Below are 20218 nucleotides of genomic sequence, written 5' to 3'. Positions count from 1 at the left end.
GATGAAAGTATATACGAAAGATGAAATTGTTGAGCAAGCGAAAGAATTAGCGAAAATGATCTCTGAAACAGAAGAAGTCGATTTCTTTAAGCGAGCAGAAGCACAAATTCATAAAAATGAAAATGTAAAGCGAGCAATTGATGAAATAAAAGCTTTGCAAAAACAAGCAGTAAACTTGCAACATTATGGGAAATGGGAAGCTTTGAAAAAAGTAGAAGCTGAAATTGATGCACTTCAAGATAAGTTAGATAATATCCCAGTTGTACAGGAGTTTAAATCTTCACAAACGTATGTAAATGACTTACTACAGCTAGTTGCTAGTACCATTTCTAACAATGTAACAGATGAAATATTAGTTTCAACTGGCGGCGATGTGTTGAAGGGTGAAACTGGTGCAGCAGTAGAAAGTAAAAAAGGAAATTGTGGTTGTTAAAGAGATGTCTTATTGACATCTCTTTTTTTTAGTGGGTTATATCGGAAATTCTTCTCAAAAAAAAGAATGACACATTCCGCTATTGTCACGCATATGATTAAGTGAATAGTGATTGAGGAGGGTTACGAATGTCCGAATTTAGAGAGATTATTACAAAAGCAGTGGTTGGAAAAGGACGTAAGTATACAAAGTCAACGCATACATGTGAATCGAATAATGAGCCAACAAGTATTTTAGGGTGCTGGGTAATTAACCATTCGTACGAAGCGAGAAAGAATGGAAAACATGTGGAAATTGAAGGTTTCTATGATGTAAACACTTGGTATTCATTTGATGGAAACACAAAGACTGAAGTTGTAACAGAACGTGTTAACTACAATGATGAAGTAAGTATTGGGTATCGTGATAAAAACTTCTCTGGTGACGATTTAGAAATTATCGCTCGTGTAATTCAGCCGCCAAATTGTTTAGAAGCTCTTGTATCGCCAAATGGTAATAAAATTGTTGTGACGGTAGAACGTGAATTTGTAACAGAAGTAGTTGGGGAAACGAAAATTTGTGTAAGTGTAAATCCTGAAGGTTGCGTAGAATCAGACGAGGATTTCCAAGTCGATGATGATGAGTTTGAAGAATTAGATCCGAACTTTATCGTCGATGCAGAAGAAGAGTAAGAGAAAGCTAGGGAGAAGTTCTTCCTAGCTTTTTACAGTACATAAGTGGTTCTGCATGAACATGATTCCTTATGAAATGTGCTATAATGAGGAAAGACTCCTGGAATAGGAGATATGGATGTCCGTGAAGTGTGACATATATGAATATAGATTATTATGTAAGAATTATGGAGGAAAGACATGACGCAATATACGCCTATGATACAGCAATACTTAAAGGTTAAGGCAGACTATCAAGATGCCTTTTTATTTTTCCGATTAGGTGATTTTTATGAAATGTTCTTTGAAGATGCGGTTAAAGCAGCTCATGAACTTGAAATTACATTAACGAGCCGAGATGGTGGTAGTAGTGAACGTATACCGATGTGTGGTGTACCGCATCATGCAGCTAAAAATTATATTGAACAACTTGTTGAAAAAGGATATAAAGTAGCTGTTTGTGAGCAAGTGGAAGACCCAAAAACAGCTAAAGGTGTAGTACGTCGTGAAGTAGTACAACTAATTACGCCAGGAACGATGATGGAAGGGCGTACAATAGACGAGAAGGAGAATAACTTCTTAGCAGCATTAACACATTTCGAAGATGGATCTTATGCGCTAGCTTGTAATGACTTAACGACTGGACAAAATACAGTGACGTTATTAACTGGTTCAGTAGAAGATATTTTATTAGAAGTGTATGCGACTGGTTCAAAAGAAATTGTTGTAGATTCTACATTTTCAAAAGATGAATTAAATAAGTTAACTGAAACATTAAAAATGACGATTTCGTATGAAGATGCAACAACTATTCCAGAAGGATTAGAACATCTTGTGAAAAGTGTTTCCCAAGCAAAATTAATTAAAGCAATTGGACGCTTATTTAACTATGTGATAAGAACACAAAAACGTTCGTTAGATCACTTGCAACCAGTAGAAATTTATTACACGAATCAATTTATGAAAATTGATGTGCATTCAAAACGTAATTTAGAGTTAACAGAGACTCTTCGCACGAAGGAAAAGACAGGCTCATTATTATGGCTATTAGACAAAACAAAAACGGCTATGGGTGGGCGTATGTTAAAACAGTGGATGGAACGTCCACTTATCCAGAAAGAAAAAGTTGAAGAGCGTTTAGAAATGGTTGAAATGTTTGTAAATGATTACTTCTTACGTGAAGATTTAAAAGAAAAGTTAAAAGAAGTATATGATTTAGAGCGTTTAGCAGGGAAAGTTGCATTTGGTAATGTAAATGCACGGGACTTATTACAATTAAGACGTTCTTTACTTCAAGTACCAGCTATTTTAGAAGCGATTAGTCTTTTAGATAATGCTTATGCAGCAAGGTTAATTCAAGGTGCGGATCCATGTGAGAGCTTAACTGAATTACTAGGAAGAAGTATTCAAGAAAACCCACCGCTTTCTATTAAAGATGGAGATATTATTAAAGACGGTTATAATGACAAGCTTGATCAATATCGTTACGTTAGTAAAAACGGAAAAACGTGGATTGCTGAGCTTGAAAAACGAGAGCGTGATATTACAGGGGTTAAATCATTAAAAATTGGGTACAACCGTATTTTCGGCTACTATATTGAAGTGACGAAGGCTAATCTTGCAGCACTTCCAGAAGGGCGCTATGAGCGTAAACAAACACTTGCAAATGCAGAGCGTTTCATAACAGACGAGCTAAAAGAAAAAGAAACATTAATCTTAGAAGCAGAAGAGAAAATTGTACAATTAGAATACGATTTATTTACAACACTTCGCGAAGAAGTAAAAGTATTCATTCCGAAATTACAGCATTTAGCGAAAGTAATTAGTGAACTAGACGTACTGCAAAGCTTTGCGACAGTTAGTGAAGAAGAGCAGTTTGTAAAACCTGTTTTAACAACTAAGCGCGAAATCTTTATTAAAGATGGTCGTCATCCTGTCGTTGAAAAAGTATTGAACGGGAAATTGTATGTACCGAATGATTGTATTATGCCGGAGAAGATGGATGTCTTTTTAATTACAGGACCGAACATGTCTGGTAAAAGTACGTATATGAGACAATTAGCACTTGTTACTGTTATGTCACAAATTGGTTGTTTTGTACCAGCGACAGAAGCAGTATTACCTGTCTTCGATCAAATCTTTACGAGAATTGGTGCAGCGGATGATTTAATCTCAGGTCAAAGTACATTTATGGTTGAAATGTTAGAAGCGAAAAATGCAATTGCAAATGCATCAGAGAGAAGTTTAATTTTATTCGATGAAATTGGACGCGGTACATCTACGTATGATGGTATGGCACTTGCGCAAGCAATCATTGAACATATTCATGACCAAATTGGTGCGAAAACATTATTCTCTACACATTATCATGAATTAACAGTGTTAGAAGAAAGTTTAGACCAACTAAAGAATGTACATGTTTCAGCAATTGAAGAGAATGGAAAAGTAGTTTTCCTTCATAAAATTCAAGATGGAGCGGCTGATAAAAGTTACGGAATTCACGTTGCTCAACTTGCCGAGCTTCCAGAGAGCTTAATCGCTCGCGCGAAAGAAGTGTTAGCACAACTAGAAGGACAGGAAGAAATTGTTATTCCGAAACGAGTAGAAGTGAAAGTGCCAGAAGTCGCTCCAGAACCAGTTGTTGTAAAAGAAGAACCAGCAGAAATACAAGAGACGAAAGTAGAGACTGAGGAAGAATCGCAATTATCATTCTTTGGTGGAGAACAGTCTTCGAAAAAACAAGACAAGTCAGTTCTAGATGCAAAAGAAACGGCAGTACTTGCACAAATTAAAAAGATTGATTTACTCGATATGACGCCTTTAGAAGCGATGAATGAACTGTATCGTTTACAGAAAAAGTTAAAGAAAGGATGAGTAAGTAGATGGGGAAAATTCGCAAACTCGATGATCAACTCTCTAACTTAATTGCGGCAGGGGAAGTAGTAGAGCGCCCTGCCTCAGTTGTAAAAGAACTCGTGGAAAATTCCATCGATGCGAATAGTACATCTATTGAAATCCACTTAGAAGAAGCTGGATTATCGAAGATTCGCATCATCGATAATGGAGATGGTATTGCTGAAGAAGATTGTATCGTTGCATTTGAACGACACGCAACGAGTAAAATTAAAGATGAAAATGATTTATTTCGTATAAGAACGCTCGGTTTCCGCGGAGAGGCCCTGCCGAGTATTGCCTCAGTGAGTGAATTAGAGTTAATTACGAGCACAGGTGATGCGCCTGGTACACACCTTAGTATTAAAGGTGGAGACATTATAAAACAAGAGAAAACGGCAAGCCGAAAAGGAACAGATATTACTGTACAAAACTTATTTTTTAATACACCAGCGCGCCTTAAATATATGAAAACGATTCATACAGAGCTTGGGAACATTACAGATATCGTGTATCGTATTGCAATGTCACATCCAGAAGTATCGTTAAAACTGTTTCATAATGAAAAGAAATTGCTTCATACATCAGGAAACGGTGATGTAAGACAAGTACTTGCATCGATTTACAGCATTCAAGTTGCGAAGAAGCTTATTCCGATTGAAGCTGAGTCTCTAGACTTTACAATTAAAGGATATGTAACATTACCAGAAGTAACGAGAGCGTCGCGTAACTATATGTCAACGATTGTAAATGGCCGTTACGTTCGAAATTTCGTATTAATGAAAGCAATTCAGCAAGGATATCATACGTTATTGCCAATCGGAAGATACCCAATCGGCTTCTTATCAATTGAAATGGATCCAATGCTTGTTGATGTCAACGTACATCCAGCAAAATTAGAAGTACGCTTTAGTAAAGAACAAGAATTGCTAAAGCTTATCGAAGAAACATTGCAAGCTGCATTCAAAAAAATACAACTCATTCCAGATGCTGGTGTAACAACGAAGAAAAAAGAAAAAGATGAAAGTGTGCAAGAACAGTTCAAGTTTGAGCATACAAAACCGAGAGAATCATCTATGCCTAACATCGTGTTACCAACAGGAATGGATGAGAAACAAGAAGAAACAACGACTGTAAAACAACCAGCACAACTTTGGCAACCGCCGAAGCAAGAATGGCAACCACCACAGTCACTAGTAAGAGAAGAACAAAGTTGGCAGCCATCTAATAAACCGATAATCGAAGAACCGATTCGAGAAGAAAAATCATGGAACAGTAACGAAGAAGACTTTGAATTAGAAGAATTGGAAGAAGAAGTCGGGGAGATAAAAGAGATTGTAATGAACGGTAATGATTTGCCACCGCTTTATCCAATTGGACAAATGCACGGAACATATATTTTCGCTCAAAATGATAATGGGTTATATATGATTGATCAGCACGCAGCGCAGGAACGTATCAATTATGAATATTTCCGTGATAAAGTGGGACGAGTTACGCAAGAAGTACAAGAACTACTTGTACCGTACCGCATAGATTTATCTCTTACCGAATTTTTACGTGTCGAAGAGCAGTTAGAAGAACTAAAAAAAGTCGGATTATTTTTAGAGCAGTTTGGCCATCAATCCTTTATCGTTCGTTCGCATCCAACGTGGTTCCCGAAAGGACAAGAAACAGTAATCATTGATGAGATGATGGAGCAAGTCGTCAAACTAAAAAAAGTTGATATTAAAAAATTACGTGAAGAAGCAGCTATTATGATGAGCTGTAAAGCTTCAATTAAAGCAAATCAATATTTAACGAACGATCAAATATTCGCCTTACTTGAAGAACTTCGTACAACAACAAACCCATATACATGTCCGCATGGAAGACCGATTCTGGTGCATCATTCTACTTATGAGTTGGAGAAGATGTTTAAGAGGGTTATGTAGGGATTAATGTCCAAAGAGAAAAAGTTCGTTCCCAGTTATTTGAAACGGTTTGAAAGTGCCTAGTATTATTTATATGTGTTGAAATAAAATAAAATAAAATAAATATGTAATAGCAATGTTCTCTACAGTTATTTTAATAAAATATTGAGAGAAATAAAAAGGAGCGATAGTAACAAGTCGCTCCTTTTTAATATAATTCTTTTGCAACTATATTTTAAAAATTCATTTATAAACTAGAAATAACCTACTTGTAATGTATATGTGCTTTCTCATTTTTTTTGTAAGGAAAGGGGTTTTTAATTTACAGATTTATCAGAATTATGTAAAGTGTATATAAAACCATAAAATGGGGTGTTCTTTATGTGTACTAGTTTGACATTACAGACAAAAAACGGTCAGCATCTTTTTGCAAGAACGATGGACTTCACATTAGATTAGAATCAAGAAGTAATAATCATTCCTCGGCATTACCAGTGGAATAATATAACTGGTGAAATCATCAATACGAAACATGCTACGGTCGGAATGGGAATTAATCATCAAGGAAGGATTATTATGGCGGACGGAGTAAATGAAGCAGGTATGACATGTGCAACACTCTATTTTCCAGGATTCGCTACTTATAGTCAAAGCATAGATGACAACAAAACGAATTTGGCTCCATTTGATTTTGTGACTTGGAGTCTCACACAATTCAATTCTGTCAAAGAGTTAAAGAAATCTGTAGATAGCCTTACCTTTTTGGATATACCATTACCGGATTTAGGACTTACACCACCACTACATTGGATTTTAGCGGATAAATGGGGAGAGTGTATTGTACTGGAGCCGACAAATGAAGGATTAAAAATGTATGACAACCCACTAGGAGTGATGACGAATAGTCCAGAGTTTAATTGGCATTTACAAAATTTAAGACAATATATTGGCCTTAAATCGCAGCCATTCGCGCCAACAGAGTGGAGTAATGTACCATTAAGTGCTTTTGGTCAGGGCTCAGGCTCAATGGGACTTCCAGGAGATTTCACCCCGCCATCAAGGTTTGTGCGGGCAGCATATGGCAAACAAAACATTCAAGATATAGATAGCGAAGAAGAGGGAGTATCGGCCCTTTTTCATATCTTATCAAATTGCGAGGTTCCTAAAGGTGGAGTAATAACAGAAGAAGGTGCATTAGATAATACCATTTATACAAGCGTAATGTGTATGGAGTCCGGAACATATTATTATCATACTTACGATTGTAGACAAATTATAGCCATTCATTTATTTCATGAAAATTTAGATACAGATGAGATTAAAGCCTATCCGTTCCAACGGAAACAAAAAATATTTTATGAAAACTAAGTAGCTTTGAAACAACGTTTGGTAAATTTTTAAATATATATAATAGAGCAATAATGCCTATAAAAAGTAGGGGTCGGAAGGGATATAATTGATAATCTAATAAGTAACCTGAATAAATATCCCTTAAGAAAAAATAGACGTAAAATATTCAAGGTATTATATAAATTCAATCCAAGGACTTCTAGAAGGGCCATTAAAGTGCTATTATGCAAAGTAAACATGAGCGTACTCCATTTATAAATGGCAAAGAACAAAAAAGGTATGGAAAAAAATCCATACCTTATATTTATAATTCAAGTTCTCCCATTATCTATGTATAAAAAAGCGCTGTATATCAGCACTTTTTAAAAGGTACGTGGATTTTAAAATAAAGGTTGTACATTATTAAAAGCGTAACTATGCACGGCTAAACATAGATTCTTACTTTGTTAATTGTTATAAGGATCTATATGATTATTTATTTTTATTATTATTATTAATTTTTTCAGTGTATAGAACTTGTTCTTTGTAGTGTTTTTTAATTGGGAAAGTATGTGTACCAGAGCCGTTTTTGTATGTTTTATTGATGGGGTTTTTTAGAGGGATTGTTGTAGTTTCAGTAAATTCATATGGGTAGTTTATTTTAGATTTATCTTCAAACATGAAAATGCCTCCTTTTAGGATTTCCTGAATTCTTTACTATAACATGATATGCATATAGATTTTTTTTGGACTAGTTATTTATATAGGTTAATGGAATTTAATTACGTAACTACTGAAATATTTCAAAGGAAAACAATGTGAGAAATATATTATAATGATTTCTTTTATTTATTAGCGAAGGGAGTCTTGCATATATATTCGTTATAGATTGTTTTTATAATGTAATATATATATATAGTTTTCCTGATAATATAATGTAAAATATTATATTATTATTAGGTTATTAGGAACATTTAATGTTGTTTCACAACTGAAAGGGAATTGAAAAAAAACTGAAACTTTTCTCATAAAAATTCAATCTTACTTGAAAAATGAAAGGAAAATGAAATTTTCTAAAAGGAATTCTTTGTTAAGATAAAAAGCATACATACAAAAAAGTATTGACATATCTCAAAAAATGTATTTTCGAGATATAGTGGGGGAAAAGATGAGATTAGAAAAACAATTAATAAAAAAGATGTATTATGAAACATTCCTAATGGAGAATGAAACACACCCACCTCTTCAAGTACTTGGAGAAGCTTATATAAACGAAGAAAAAAATGAGATTTCTGATGGATCTTATATTCGTTTTGCACAAGGTGAATTTTATTATCACCATCAAGATTTTGAAGCAGCTATTTTTAAATGGGAGAAAGTTAGTAATGAATTAGCGCCATGGGCACAAAAAAATATTGCGGATGCTTACTTCGAACTTAATAGATTATCAGTTGCTGAAAATGTGTATACTTCCATTACTACTGATAACAAAATACTTATGACCGAAATTGTACTGCAATTACTGTCTCTTTACATCGAGCAAAATAATTTTGATTCAGCTTTCGCTGTTATAAAAGAAGCGGTTTCTTTAAATCCCGATTATCCAAACGTCACAACAATTGCCCGTTCCTTTTATGAAGAACAGCAAGATTTTGATAGTGCAGTAGAGCTTGCTGTGAACGAGTTAATTCGAACAGAATCTTATCCGTGGTTTGAAGTTCTAAAAGAATATATCGATAAAGGATTTACTAAAAATATTTCACCAGATTATTTTTATAAAGCATTAATAACATTAAATAATGTAGATCAAGTACAATTTACGCAAATAGTTTCATCACTTTGGCGCAGCTATAAAGATGAACAAAATTACTTATTATGGCTTAACACAATAAATGAATTTTTCATACATATCGAAATACATTCGTCCGATATATGGGACGAAATTTCTTCTCTTTACGAAGAAACATACTTTGAATTAATTCAAGGTCAATATATGCTTAGACAATTACACGATATCATTCCAAATCTGTTAACAAATTGGTTAAAGGTAGTCAATCCCTCTCATGCTGTATTTCCATCTGCAGCAGTATTGGCATGGGATGAGATTTTTCCTTCTAAAATAGATTCAGCGGATATAAAAGAAGCGGAAAACCTACTGTCATATTCTATTAATCATGTGAATGGCTTAGAGTATAGTTTACATCTTTTTGAATCTATTACACACTGGGCACAAGAACATGATTTAGAAATGGGTCACCGATTTAGCTGGTTAGTTGGTGAGCTTGCAGATTTAAGAACAAATCGCCTATTAGTAACCGGAACTTCAGGGAACGGAAAAGCTTCATTTATTAACTCTATTTTAGGAGAAAATATATTAGAAAACTCAATCTCAAATGTAGTTGTTTTTAAAAATGACACTTATACAGAAATTAACGCTATAACAGATTCGGAAATTACAACAACTGAGAATTTCTCTGATTTCCATAACATGATGGCAGTGCACCGTCAAACATATAGAGATAGAGCATGTGTTGAATTTAAGTTACCATGCAGATTTTTAACTAAAAACAAACTTACATGTGTTGTTACACCTAGCTTTAATAGGAACAATGATGCGAGAGATGAGGTGTTTGAATATTTAAATTCTGTAGATGAATTATTATTCGTATTGAATGCGGATTCACCTTTTACTGACAAAGAACGTGACATTCTATTAAGTATCCAAGAACATACACCAAATCTACAAGTTCATTTTTTATTAAATAAAATTGATAACATTTACAATGAAGCAGAAGCAAAAAGAGTTATACAAGATACGCAAGTGAGAATTAACACATATTTCCCTAATGCAAGAGTTTTCCCTTATTCTTCGTTATATACAAATAGTAAACAACTAAACGATTTAACTGAGTTTATTCATTTTAACTTTAACTATAAAAATATCGATGCAGAACGTACTGAAAAGCTATTGTTTTTCATTCGAAAAACAATTACATATCTTTTGGATAAACGCGTCGAGAGGGAAAAAGATCTAGTGGATTCTATTAATTGGAATGAAGATATGTTAGTTAAACTTAATGGTTGTATTAATAACCTTACTGCTTTTGAGAAGGAAAAAATTCATTTAATTACAGAATCATATCGTACGATGAAAAGCGAAATTACTAATGATCTTAAAGAACATATTCCGAAACTATTGCAGAGTTGTTCCGATTTAATTAGTGAAGAAAGCGATTTTAGTCACATTGATATTGAACTAAACACAGCGATGAATGGAAGAGTGCAACAATATCTAGAACAAACTGTATTACCTAATCTTGCTCGCTCTATGCAGAATTGGATTGCGACTTCTAATAACGAGCTCCTTCAAAGTCAATTGTACTTAGCAGAAACCAGTGAAGGACTTAATTCTTTATTTGGAGAAAATCGAATACAGTTAGAATGTGACTTTAAAGTAATTGATGATTGGCGCAGAGATACTGATAGAATGACAACTAGAATACAAATGGAAGAAGTAAATATTTTACGCCGATTTACACCAGCGCAATTTTTACTGAAAAGTGCCGGTAAATTATTTGGAGTTCTTCCTAAAAATAAAGCTATGCTATATAACAAATACAAACAGTATTTAGAAAATGAAGATTATACCGATGTAACGACTTCTATTATGAAGAAGTTTTTCTTGCAATTTGAGCTGTTTGAAAACACACAAGAGCGGGATATTAATATGTTCTTTAGAAATCCATTTGGTGCGTTGGAACAAGCTATAGAAAACACTCATTTAGAAATAAAAGAAAAACAAGATAAATTGCATAAAATGAAATCAAACCCTGAAGTTTACCATGATCCTATAAAGCTCTTTGAATTGAGATTACGTCAATGTGAAGTAATTTTAAATATAGGTGATGATAATACCTATACAGATGTAACTTTAGAAACAAGCGTAGAATAAAAGTAAAATATATCAGGTTTTTTATATAAAATTGCACCATGTGTTATAAGAAAGTAAAAAAGGAGCAACTTTTAATAAGTTGCTCCTTTGCCATATAGATTATTTTTCAGTCTCTTTAATTTTAGTTTTTACTTCGCCAGTTTTAATTTTATTACTTTCTGAGAAGCGTAATAAATCACCTTCAATAATTTTGTCAGACATTCGTAACTCATTTTGTGCACGGTTAATGAGTGCTTGTGCTTCTTTTTTTGGTAAATCTACAATTTCACCTGTTATGCGGTCATAGAAAGTATTGTTTTTGTATGCATACTTGTCTGTAATAAAGCTACCATCACGTAAAACAACAAAACCGGTATATTCATCTGAAAACATATCATGGCCAAAACGGATATCGTTAGTAGTATCAACCCCTAATAAATTTAGAATCGTAGGTTTCATATCGATTTGTCCCGTAGGCTTTGAGATAGTTTGACCTTCTGTTTGGCCAGGGATATGAATATATAAAGGTGTGCGTTGTAAATTTAAAGTATCAAATTCTGTTATTTGATCTTTTTCTAAAAACTGTGCCATTGCGCGATTATGTTTTTCAGAAATGCCGTAATGATCACCGTATAACACAATAATAGAATCATCATACATTCCCTCGGCTTTTAAACGCTCAATAAATTTTTTAATTGATTCGTCTAAGTAACGTGCTGTTACGATGTAACGATCAAATACGCCATTACCAGAGTTGTATGGTTCAATGAATTTTGTATCTTCATCATACGTAAATGGATAATGGTTTGTTAAAGTAAGGAAACGAGCGTAAAATGGTTGATCAACAGTTTTTAATATATCTACTGATTGATCAAAGTATTCGATATCTTTTAATCCCCAATTTAAATTTGTTTCTGGCGTAACCTTGTAATCAAGTTCATTGTAGTAACGATCATAACCAAGAGCAGAGTACATGATATTACGATTCCAAAATGTTGCATTATTCGCATGGAATACAGTAGTGAAATAGCCTTGCTGACGTAAAATTTCTGGAGTCGCAGTATAATCGTTGTTACCGTGCGTGAAGAATACAGCTCCTCGATTTAATGGATACAACGATGTATCTATTAGAAATTCAGAATCTGATGTTTTTCCTTGACCAGTTTGGTGGAAAAAGTTATCAAAGTAATAGCTTTCATTTATGAATTCATTCAAGAACGGTGTAACTTCTTGACCATTGACGGATGCACCTATTAAAAAGGTTTGCAAGGATTCAAGAGTAACGACAATTACGTTTTTTCCTTTCGCTGCACCAAACATATTAGGATTTGGTTCACTTTGGTTTGCTTTTACGTAGTTTTCAGTTTCTTGTAATTTACTACTATCAGCAAGAGCCTTTTGTGATCCTGCTTTTACTTGCAGTGTTAAATCATATACTTGATGAGTATATAGTCCTAAATTTTTAACAAGCATTACGCGGTCGAAGGATCTCGTTAATAATTCAGGTCGCTCTTTTTCTGCAAGATGTAGATTCGCAAAAAATACAGCAATCGTTAAGAGAAAATATAACAAGCGTGCAGAATGAGTTACACGTCCTGTTTTAAAGACTATGGATTTCTTCTTTAACAAAATAAAGAAGAAAATAATGTCTAAGAATGCGAGTATAATTTTGTAGTTTAATATTTCTTTAATACTGCCGCCTAACTGTGTAAAGTTAGATGTTTGTCCAAGTACTGGCAACGTAACAAAATCACTATAAAAATCATAGAACATTACATTTCCAACGAGAACTATAGTTAATAAGACATTAATACATAGCGCTATATAATTTCGTTTTTCACCAGTTGCAAATAATGCTAATCCAACAAATGCTAACGATGCAGCGAGAGGGCTAATAAACAAAATAAGTTCTTGTGTAGAAGACTCAATTTTCAAATCAAAACTGAATCGCGTAATAAGGTATGTTTTTAACCATACTGCTAAAGCAATTATTATAACAAAGCTTATATTTTGCATTTGTAAATTTATTTTATTCTTCATTTTTACACCTTCTTTATATGGATTATTTAACCAATGTTATATATTATATTTTTATAACTATTAGAGTGTGGTGAACCATTTAGATTATATTTTCCTAAAGGTAATAATTTGAAGTATTCATATACATATAATGGAGAATTTTAAAGCGAAGTAACATAAATCCAATTTTTTTAGAAACGGAGCAGAAAAAGTCATAGTTGTAGTAAAAAATACTTATAGACATCCTAACATATTAAACACTACGGCGATGTTACAAAATATCGAACAAATAAAAGTGAAAATGAATAGAGACTTGTAAAACTATTGACATTCAATTTGTTAGAATTGAATGTCAATAGTTTTACATACATGGTTATATTAAATATGTATCTTGTAAAATCCCGATTTTTTGTGGGTTAATCAGTAGCACGGGAAGGATTTCATTCATGCTATTACTACATAATAAAGTACTGGTGAAACTCAAAATGTTTGATTGGTATCTAAATTATAGCAATTAAATGTCAGACAAGTATTTTCCAACATACAGGCCACTTGCAGCTGCTTGAGATAATGAATGAGTGACGCCTGAACAATCTCCAATTAAAAATAGCCCATTCATACTTGTTTCAAAATGGTTATTGATTTTTATTGTAGGAGCGTAGAACTTGCCATCAATTCCATATAATAAAGTATCTTGATCGATAGGTTCTTGGATAAATTGTTCTAAACGTAATAAAAATTTTTTGAGTCCTTCAATATATAGTGGAGGAATTTCTTTATTCAAGTCTCCATAATCTCCGTGTAGTGTAGGCTGTATACGATTATGTTTCATGTTGTTCTCCGCTGTAGGTTGTTTCTTTATTAAGTCCTCTAAACGCTGTATAACAATCCGATCTCGTCCTTGGTTAATGTTTTTAATAATTGAACTTGCGTATACATTTGCTTCTTTGAGAGTTGGAAAATAGCGCGGGATAAATAAAGTGAAATTTAAGTTAGAAGTGCCAGTTTCTTGCTCTCGGAAATTTTGACCGTCAGGCATAATCAAGCCGTCTTCGTACTTTCGAATAATGCGTCCTTTTGGATTCATACAGTAAGTAGTAGCCGTGAAAAGTTCATGCTCATAAGAAAGTTTCGTCTCAAATGTATTTTTTAATATAGAACGTAATTGGTGTTCTTTCATCTCTACTCTAATACCTAAATCTACACGAGTTTGCTCTTGAGAAATATTTAGAGAAGTGCACATTTCTTTTAACCAATCCGCCCCGGAACGTCCTGTTGCAAATACGAGTTGCTTAGATTGAACTATCCCTTGATTTGTATCTATTTTAAAATGATCTTTCTGCCTTATGATATGTTCTACATCTATATGGAATCGGATATTTATTTTCGTAAGTAAAAATTCGTAGAGCTGCTGAAAAATATTACTTGAAAGTGTAGTGCCAAGATGCCTTACTTCTGTTGTGAGCATTTGTAAACCACACGTTTCAGCTCTCTTATTAAGAGTTGGATTTTCTGTAGAATATTTTGAAACAGAATTTCCTCCGAACTGACATAGAATCTCATCTACTTCAGCCATAAGTTGTAAAAAGCCTTCTTTACCGACTTTTTGCTCAAGTTCTCCGCCAAATCCGTTTGTATAATTAAATTTCCCTTCAGATTTTCCTAAACCACCAAACCCGAAATATTTATCACATGTAGTACAATTACACACTTTTCGTTGGTCTAAAGGACAATGGCGATCTTCTAGCGCTTTACCTTTATCAAGAATTAAAACCTTTTTATTACTTTTAGCTAGTGAATAAGCCATAAAAATGCTACTCACTCCAGCCCCGATAATTGTAACATCATACATATTCTTTCACCTGCTAACGAATAGTTTGTTTTTTATTTTCTTAGTGTATAACACTTTTATGAAGTTAAGAAATAGCTTGTATTAATAAAGTCAGAGTTGTGGATTTGATACTTTCTCAATTACTCTAAATGATGAATGAGATACAAGAGTTTTTTATTTGAAAAGAGAGATACTTTTAAACAATCATTTTATCATATGGTTAATAAAAAGCTTAAATATAAAAAGAACAGACCTTTTAAGTAAAGAGGTCTGTTAATCATTTGAAATAGTTGTTAAGTGTATAAATTTGAAGGGAATTATAGTTTTATTTAGCGAAGACGTGGTTACCGATTACTGCTACTGTTTGACGTGTCGTAATCCATTTGTTTGTTGAAGTTTTTGGATTGTAAAAATAAAGCCAATCAGAATGTATTCCATTTGTAGAGATAGCCTCTTCTACTGCCATTTTTGCTTCTGCGCTTGCAGGCTGATTAATTCTACCATCGGTAACAGGAGTAAATGCATATCCGCGTTTAATAGGTTCATAAATAACACCTGTTATTGTATTTGGAAATCCTTTTGCATTTACTCGATTTAGGATAACTTTTGCTACAGCTACTTTTCCTTTATATGATTCGCCACCTGCCTCCGCGGTAACTAAGCGTGCCATTAAGTCTTTTTCTTTTTCGGAAATACTGGAATTAATTTTCAAATGTTGTCCTGTATAAAGCTTGTTACCGACTGTGTTGTTAATTTGTTTTATAGATTGAACGGTTACGTTGTAGCGCTTTGCTATCGTTTCTAATGAATCTCCCGGTTGTACTTGGTAAATAATTTGTCCAGAAGTGTTCGTAGTTTTTTCGTTTTGATGAACTGTAACCTCATTTGATTTCATAGATTCTGGAATATGTAACTGTTCTCCAATAAAAGCTTGATCGTTTCCTTTATTATTCGCTTGTTTAATGGCCTGTATGGAAACGCCATATTGCTTACTGATGCCCCAAAGTGTATCATTCTTTTTTACTGTATGTATGGTGGAAGCTTCAGCTGTACTTTGATTACATACGAATGTAAGTGCTACTGCAGATAAAGGAATTATATGTTTTATTTTTAATAATTTCATTGTAAATCCTCCTAATAAAAAATTAAGTTTTAGCTGTTGAATAATGTAGTTCAGAGTATATAAGGTACGTATTTATATTTTAATATAAGTATATTAGCACGTATGGAATAAATAATCATCATAAGTTTTTTATTTATATCATGTAGGACCCAAATATGAAATATTGCATATGAAAGCCCATTGAAGTTTATGTTGTTGATTACTATAATTTATCTAGTAGAAAGGGACTTTAAATTTTCCTAATGCATTGAGAATATGTGAATGTTTTTTTATTAACTACCCTATATTACATTCAATAAGTTTGATATAAAAACAGAAAAAGAGAGGAATAATAATGAGCAATAAGAAATTTTTTTTGAAATTATTCATATGTAGTACTATATTTAGTACATTTGTATTTGCTTTAAATGATAAGCAAGTAGTTGCAGCTAGCTCTATTAATGAACTTGAAAATTGGTCAAGATGGATGCAACCTATACCCGATAACATACCGTTAGCACGAATTTCAATTCCAGGAACACATGATAGTGGAACGTTCAAGTTGCAAAATCCGATAAAGCAAGTATGGGGAATGACGCAAGAATATAATTTTCGTTACCAAATGGATCACGGAGCTAGAATTTTTGATATTAGAGGGCGTTTAACAGATGATAATACGATAGTTCTTCATCATGGGCCATTATATCTTTATGTAACATTGCATGAATTTATAAATGAAGCGAAACAATTTTTAAAAGATAATCCAAGTGAAACGATTATTATGTCTTTAAAAAAAGAGTATGAGGATATGAAAGGGGCAGAAGATTCATTTAGTAGTACGTTTGAAAAAAATTATTTTCTTGATCCTATCTTTTTAAAAACAGAAGGGAATATAAGACTTGGAGATGCTCGAGGGAAAATTGTGCTACTAAAAAGATACAGTGGTAGTAATGAATCTGGAGGATATAATAATTTTTATTGGTCAGATAATGACACGTTTACGACAACTGTAAATCAAAATGTAAATGTAACAGTACAAGATAAATATAAAGTGAGTTATGATGAGAAAGTAACATCTATTAAAGATACTATAAATGAAACGATTAACAACAGTGAAGATTGTAATCATCTATATATTAATTTTACAAGCTTGTCTTCTGGTGGTACAGCATGGAATAGTCCATATTATTATGCGTCCTACATAAATCCTGAAATTGCAAGCTATATAAAGCAAAAGAATTCTACGAGAGTGGGCTGGGTAATTCAAGATTATATAAATGAAAAATGGTCCCCAATACTTTATCAAGAAGTTATAAGAGCGAATAAGTCACTTGTAAAAGAGTAAAGATTGTCATAGTAAGAAGCGATGAAATACGTCGCTTCTTTTTTGTTTTCTAAAAATTAACATCAAATATAGTTTTACATATCGTACGTTCATGATAGAAAAAAATCGAAACTTAAGCTATAATTACTACATATAAAATTTGTACCTATAAATTTTATATGTAGTAATGAATTTGATTTGTTGTAATGAAACGGAGGTATATATTATGAAGTTTCCACATGATTTTTTATTCGGGGCTGCTTCAGCTTCTTATCAAGTAGAAGGTGCATGGAATGAGGATGGAAAAGGTGTTACGAATTGGGATGAGTTTTCAAAAATTCCTGGCAAAACATACGATGGAACAAATGGTGATGTAGCGGTTGATCATTATCATCGATATAAGGAAGATGTTCGTTTAATGGCTGAGATGGGATTGGAATCGTATCGTTTTTCGATTTCTTGGGCGAGAATATTGCCGACTGGAGATGGAGAGGTAAATGAAAAAGGAATTGAATTTTATAACAATTTAATTGATGAATGTTTAAAGTACGGGATTGTACCGTTTGCCACTTTATATCATTGGGATCTACCATTACCGTTAGAAAAAGATGGTGGGTGGACGAATAAACGAACAGCAGAGGCTTTTGTAAAGTATGCAGAAATTTGCTTTAATGCATTTGGTGATAGAGTGAAACATTGGATTACTTTCAATGAAACAGTAATGTTTTGTGGATTAGGCTATTTAAAAGGTGCACATCCACCAGGAATACAAAATGATGTTCCAAAGTATTTTCAAGCGACTCATTATGTATTTTATGCGCATGCGAAAACAGTTGCGGTGTACAAGCAGCTGAAACAGTATGGGGAGATTGGGATTACACATGTTTTCTTACCTGCTTATAGTGTGGATGATCAAAAAGAAAATATACTAGCAGCAACTCATGCGAATGAATATGAAACGTATTGGTACTACGATCCAGTTTTAAAAGGTGAGTATCCGTCTTATGTTGTACAACAATTAAAGGAAAATGGGTGGACTCCTAATTGGACGGTTGAAGAATTAGAAATCATTAAACAAAATGCCGAAAAAAATGATTTTATCGGCTTGAATTATTATCAGCCAATACGAGTAGAAAGATATGATATGGATATAAAGAGCGAGGAGCATTCTCGAGAAAACTCAACACTTGCTCCAGGTAATCCTTCTTTTGATGGTTTTTATCGAACAGTAAAAATGGATGATAAAACATATACCAAATGGGGTTGGGAAATATCTCCCGAAGGTTTCTTAGATGGATTGCATATGTTGAAAGCGCGTTACGGTGACATAAAGATGTATGTAACGGAAAATGGACTTGGTGATGAAGATCCAATCATTGACGGAGAAATTGTAGATGTTCCGCGAATTAAATTTATTGAAGAGCATTTAAAAGTAATGAAGCGTGCAATTCAAGAGGGAATTAATTTAAAAGGTTATTATGCATGGTCAGTTATTGATTTGTTAAGTTGGTTAAATGGATATAAAAAGCAATATGGCTTTATTTTTGTCGATCATAATGATAACTTAAAACGTAAGAAGAAACTTTCGTTTTATTGGTATAAACATGTGATCGAAACGAGAGGAGAAGAGTTATAACAGATAAAAGAGTATTTTAGGAGAAAGTGTATGAGTGCAAAGTATAAACAAATTGCAGATGTGTTAGAGCAAAACATTCGAGATGGGCTTTTTAATGAAACGAAAAAATTACCTACAGAAGAAGCGTTGATGAATCGATTTGAAGTAAGCCGTAATACGATACGTAAAGTAATTAGTCAACTTGTGAATAGAGGTTATATTTTTCAAGTGCAAGGTAGTGGTATGTTTTTACGTGAAACTTCTGTAACAGATTACATTAATTTAGGAAGTTTACGTGGATTAACGAAAAATCTCGTTTCACAAAATATTGAAACGAAAGTGCTAGAGATTGAAGTAATAGAGGCAAATGAAGAGATAGTAGAACGGATGCAATGTGAGATTGGAACTAGGCTATATTTTTTGAAGCGCTTAAGAATTGTAGATGGTAAGCCATTCTCTATTGAAGTAAGTTATTTCAAAAAAGATATCATCCCATATTTGAATGAAGAAATAGCATTAAGTTCTGTATACAGTTATTTCATTGAGGATTTACGATTAAATATTGGCTTTGCCGATAAAGTTATTAGTTGTGAAAAAATAAATAAAGAAAATGCAAAGCTTTTAGAACTAAATGAAGGTGATCCAGCGCTTCTTATTGAAAATACAGTTTATCTTGTAAATGGAACAATTTTCGAGCTATCTCAATCAATGTTTCATTATGAAAAGACTAAACTTTTAAATCGGATTAATTTTAATTGAAAATGAATATAAGTAGCCTTGTAAAAAAGCAACTGGTCCTAAGTGAGCAGTTGCTTTTTATTTTTAAAGTGGATGAGCAAAAAAACACAAAAGTGGTTGGTCCGTTTTTTATAAACTTCTATTATGATAAGAGAAGAAAGGTAGTATTTTATTCATGCTTTAAAATAGACTGGCCTTAGAGAGGTGGAAGACAATGAGTTTTGCGATTTCACTAGTTGTTATTATTGTAGTTGTATCACTGTTTGGGACCGTACTAGTCGCACGAAATGTAGAGGAGAATTACGGTAAGTCTACAAAGAGGAATGTGAAAAACTTATCCGCTATCTATATCATTCTTCTTTTAGTGCTTCTTGTAGGAGTTACTTGGTATGCGGTCGTTATTTTATAAAGTTTGTATATGATGAAGGAGTTAATATATTG

13 protein-coding genes and 1 pseudogene are annotated in these 20218 nt (G+C 33.1%); 10 read left to right on the top strand and 4 right to left on the bottom strand.

Translation table 11 applies throughout. The annotated features are described in order from the left end of the window. The first annotated feature begins 1 nt into the window (after position 1). From AC1DKZ_RS00320 to AC1DKZ_RS00300, 5 genes and pseudogenes are all read left to right on the top strand, one after another. On the top strand, positions 2-433 hold the full coding sequence (locus AC1DKZ_RS00320; RefSeq protein WP_002033698.1) for a YlbF/YmcA family competence regulator: 432 nt from the start codon (positions 2-4) through the stop codon (positions 431-433). 128 nt (positions 434-561) lie between these two features. Next, positions 562-1104: an outer spore coat protein CotE gene (gene cotE, locus AC1DKZ_RS00315; RefSeq protein ID WP_002014610.1), complete on the top strand. Its 543-nt coding sequence runs from the start codon at positions 562-564 to the stop codon at positions 1102-1104. A gap of 180 nt (positions 1105-1284) precedes the next feature. Next, complete coding sequence (gene mutS / locus AC1DKZ_RS00310; RefSeq protein WP_476995503.1) at positions 1285-3957, top strand: DNA mismatch repair protein MutS; 2673 nt, start codon at positions 1285-1287, stop codon at positions 3955-3957. Between the two features lie 8 nt (positions 3958-3965). Next, positions 3966-5909, top strand: coding sequence for a DNA mismatch repair endonuclease MutL (mutL, locus tag AC1DKZ_RS00305; protein WP_476995502.1), 1944 nt, complete (start codon positions 3966-3968; stop codon positions 5907-5909). 360 nt (positions 5910-6269) lie between these two features. Beyond that, positions 6270-7256: pseudogene (locus AC1DKZ_RS00300) on the top strand (choloylglycine hydrolase family protein). A gap of 453 nt (positions 7257-7709) precedes the next feature. On the opposite strand, the gene AC1DKZ_RS00295 reads toward AC1DKZ_RS00300, so the two are convergent. Continuing rightward, positions 7710-7898 carry a hypothetical protein gene (locus AC1DKZ_RS00295; RefSeq protein WP_097914717.1) on the bottom strand — a complete coding sequence of 63 codons (189 nt, stop codon included), beginning with the start codon at positions 7896-7898 and terminating at the stop codon, positions 7710-7712. A gap of 487 nt (positions 7899-8385) precedes the next feature. Here AC1DKZ_RS00295 and AC1DKZ_RS00290 point away from each other — a divergent pair, with 487 nt between their 5' ends. After that, on the top strand, positions 8386-11169 hold the full coding sequence (locus AC1DKZ_RS00290; RefSeq protein ID WP_476995501.1) for a dynamin family protein: 2784 nt from the start codon (positions 8386-8388) through the stop codon (positions 11167-11169). 99 nt (positions 11170-11268) lie between these two features. On the opposite strand, the gene AC1DKZ_RS00285 is transcribed toward AC1DKZ_RS00290, so the two are convergent. From AC1DKZ_RS00285 to AC1DKZ_RS00275, 3 genes are all read right to left on the bottom strand, one after another. Beyond that, positions 11269-13188, bottom strand: a complete 1920-nt coding sequence (locus AC1DKZ_RS00285) for an LTA synthase family protein (RefSeq protein WP_476995500.1) — start codon at positions 13186-13188, stop codon at positions 11269-11271. A gap of 493 nt (positions 13189-13681) precedes the next feature. Then, on the bottom strand, positions 13682-15019 hold the full coding sequence (locus AC1DKZ_RS00280; RefSeq protein WP_476995499.1) for an NAD(P)/FAD-dependent oxidoreductase: 1338 nt from the start codon (positions 15017-15019) through the stop codon (positions 13682-13684). 304 nt (positions 15020-15323) lie between these two features. Further along, on the bottom strand, positions 15324-16121 hold the full coding sequence (locus tag AC1DKZ_RS00275; protein ID WP_431183007.1) for a cell wall hydrolase: 798 nt from the start codon (positions 16119-16121) through the stop codon (positions 15324-15326). 334 nt (positions 16122-16455) lie between these two features. On the opposite strand from AC1DKZ_RS00275, the gene AC1DKZ_RS00270 reads away from it, so the two are divergent. From AC1DKZ_RS00270 to AC1DKZ_RS00255, 4 genes are all read left to right on the top strand, one after another. Further along, positions 16456-17445 carry a phosphatidylinositol-specific phospholipase C gene (locus AC1DKZ_RS00270; protein ID WP_431183006.1) on the top strand — a complete coding sequence of 330 codons (990 nt, stop codon included), beginning with the start codon at positions 16456-16458 and terminating at the stop codon, positions 17443-17445. 205 nt (positions 17446-17650) lie between these two features. Next, entirely contained in the window at positions 17651-19060 is a 1410-nt protein-coding gene (locus tag AC1DKZ_RS00265; protein ID WP_476995498.1) for a glycoside hydrolase family 1 protein, read from the top strand. Between the two features lie 30 nt (positions 19061-19090). Beyond that, positions 19091-19798 (top strand): GntR family transcriptional regulator, encoded by a 708-nt coding sequence (locus AC1DKZ_RS00260; protein WP_002033710.1) that lies wholly within the window; start codon positions 19091-19093, stop codon positions 19796-19798. 193 nt (positions 19799-19991) lie between these two features. Continuing rightward, the gene (locus AC1DKZ_RS00255) at positions 19992-20186 is read left to right on the top strand and encodes a hypothetical protein (protein ID WP_002066705.1); all 195 of its coding nucleotides are present in this window, start codon (positions 19992-19994) and stop codon (positions 20184-20186) included. Positions 20187-20218: the final 32 nt, after the last annotated feature.

It is taken from the genome of Bacillus sp. 05T21, from assembly GCF_056396785.1.
Note: the sequence above shows the minus strand (reverse complement) of the source record. Positions and strands in the feature narration are given on the sequence as shown.

Excerpts from the sequence above, each read along its gene's own strand:
- AC1DKZ_RS00265 (WP_476995498.1), top strand. The coding sequence starts at position 17,651 with ATGAAGTTTCCACATGATTTTTTATTCGGGGCTGCTTCAGCTTCTTAT.
- AC1DKZ_RS00275 (WP_431183007.1), bottom strand. The coding sequence starts at position 16,121 with ATGAAATTATTAAAAATAAAACATATAATTCCTTTATCTGCAGTAGCA.
- AC1DKZ_RS00290 (WP_476995501.1), top strand. The coding sequence starts at position 8,386 with ATGAGATTAGAAAAACAATTAATAAAAAAGATGTATTATGAAACATTC.
- AC1DKZ_RS00295 (WP_097914717.1), bottom strand. The coding sequence starts at position 7,898 with ATGTTTGAAGATAAATCTAAAATAAACTACCCATATGAATTTACTGAA.
- AC1DKZ_RS00285 (WP_476995500.1), bottom strand. The coding sequence starts at position 13,188 with ATGAAGAATAAAATAAATTTACAAATGCAAAATATAAGCTTTGTTATA.
- mutS (WP_476995503.1), top strand. The coding sequence starts at position 1,285 with ATGACGCAATATACGCCTATGATACAGCAATACTTAAAGGTTAAGGCA.
- mutL (WP_476995502.1), top strand. The coding sequence starts at position 3,966 with ATGGGGAAAATTCGCAAACTCGATGATCAACTCTCTAACTTAATTGCG.
- cotE (WP_002014610.1), top strand. The coding sequence starts at position 562 with ATGTCCGAATTTAGAGAGATTATTACAAAAGCAGTGGTTGGAAAAGGA.
- AC1DKZ_RS00280 (WP_476995499.1), bottom strand. The coding sequence starts at position 15,019 with ATGTATGATGTTACAATTATCGGGGCTGGAGTGAGTAGCATTTTTATG.
- AC1DKZ_RS00255 (WP_002066705.1), top strand. The coding sequence starts at position 19,992 with ATGAGTTTTGCGATTTCACTAGTTGTTATTATTGTAGTTGTATCACTG.
- AC1DKZ_RS00260 (WP_002033710.1), top strand. The coding sequence starts at position 19,091 with ATGAGTGCAAAGTATAAACAAATTGCAGATGTGTTAGAGCAAAACATT.
- AC1DKZ_RS00320 (WP_002033698.1), top strand. The coding sequence starts at position 2 with ATGAAAGTATATACGAAAGATGAAATTGTTGAGCAAGCGAAAGAATTA.
- AC1DKZ_RS00270 (WP_431183006.1), top strand. The coding sequence starts at position 16,456 with ATGAGCAATAAGAAATTTTTTTTGAAATTATTCATATGTAGTACTATA.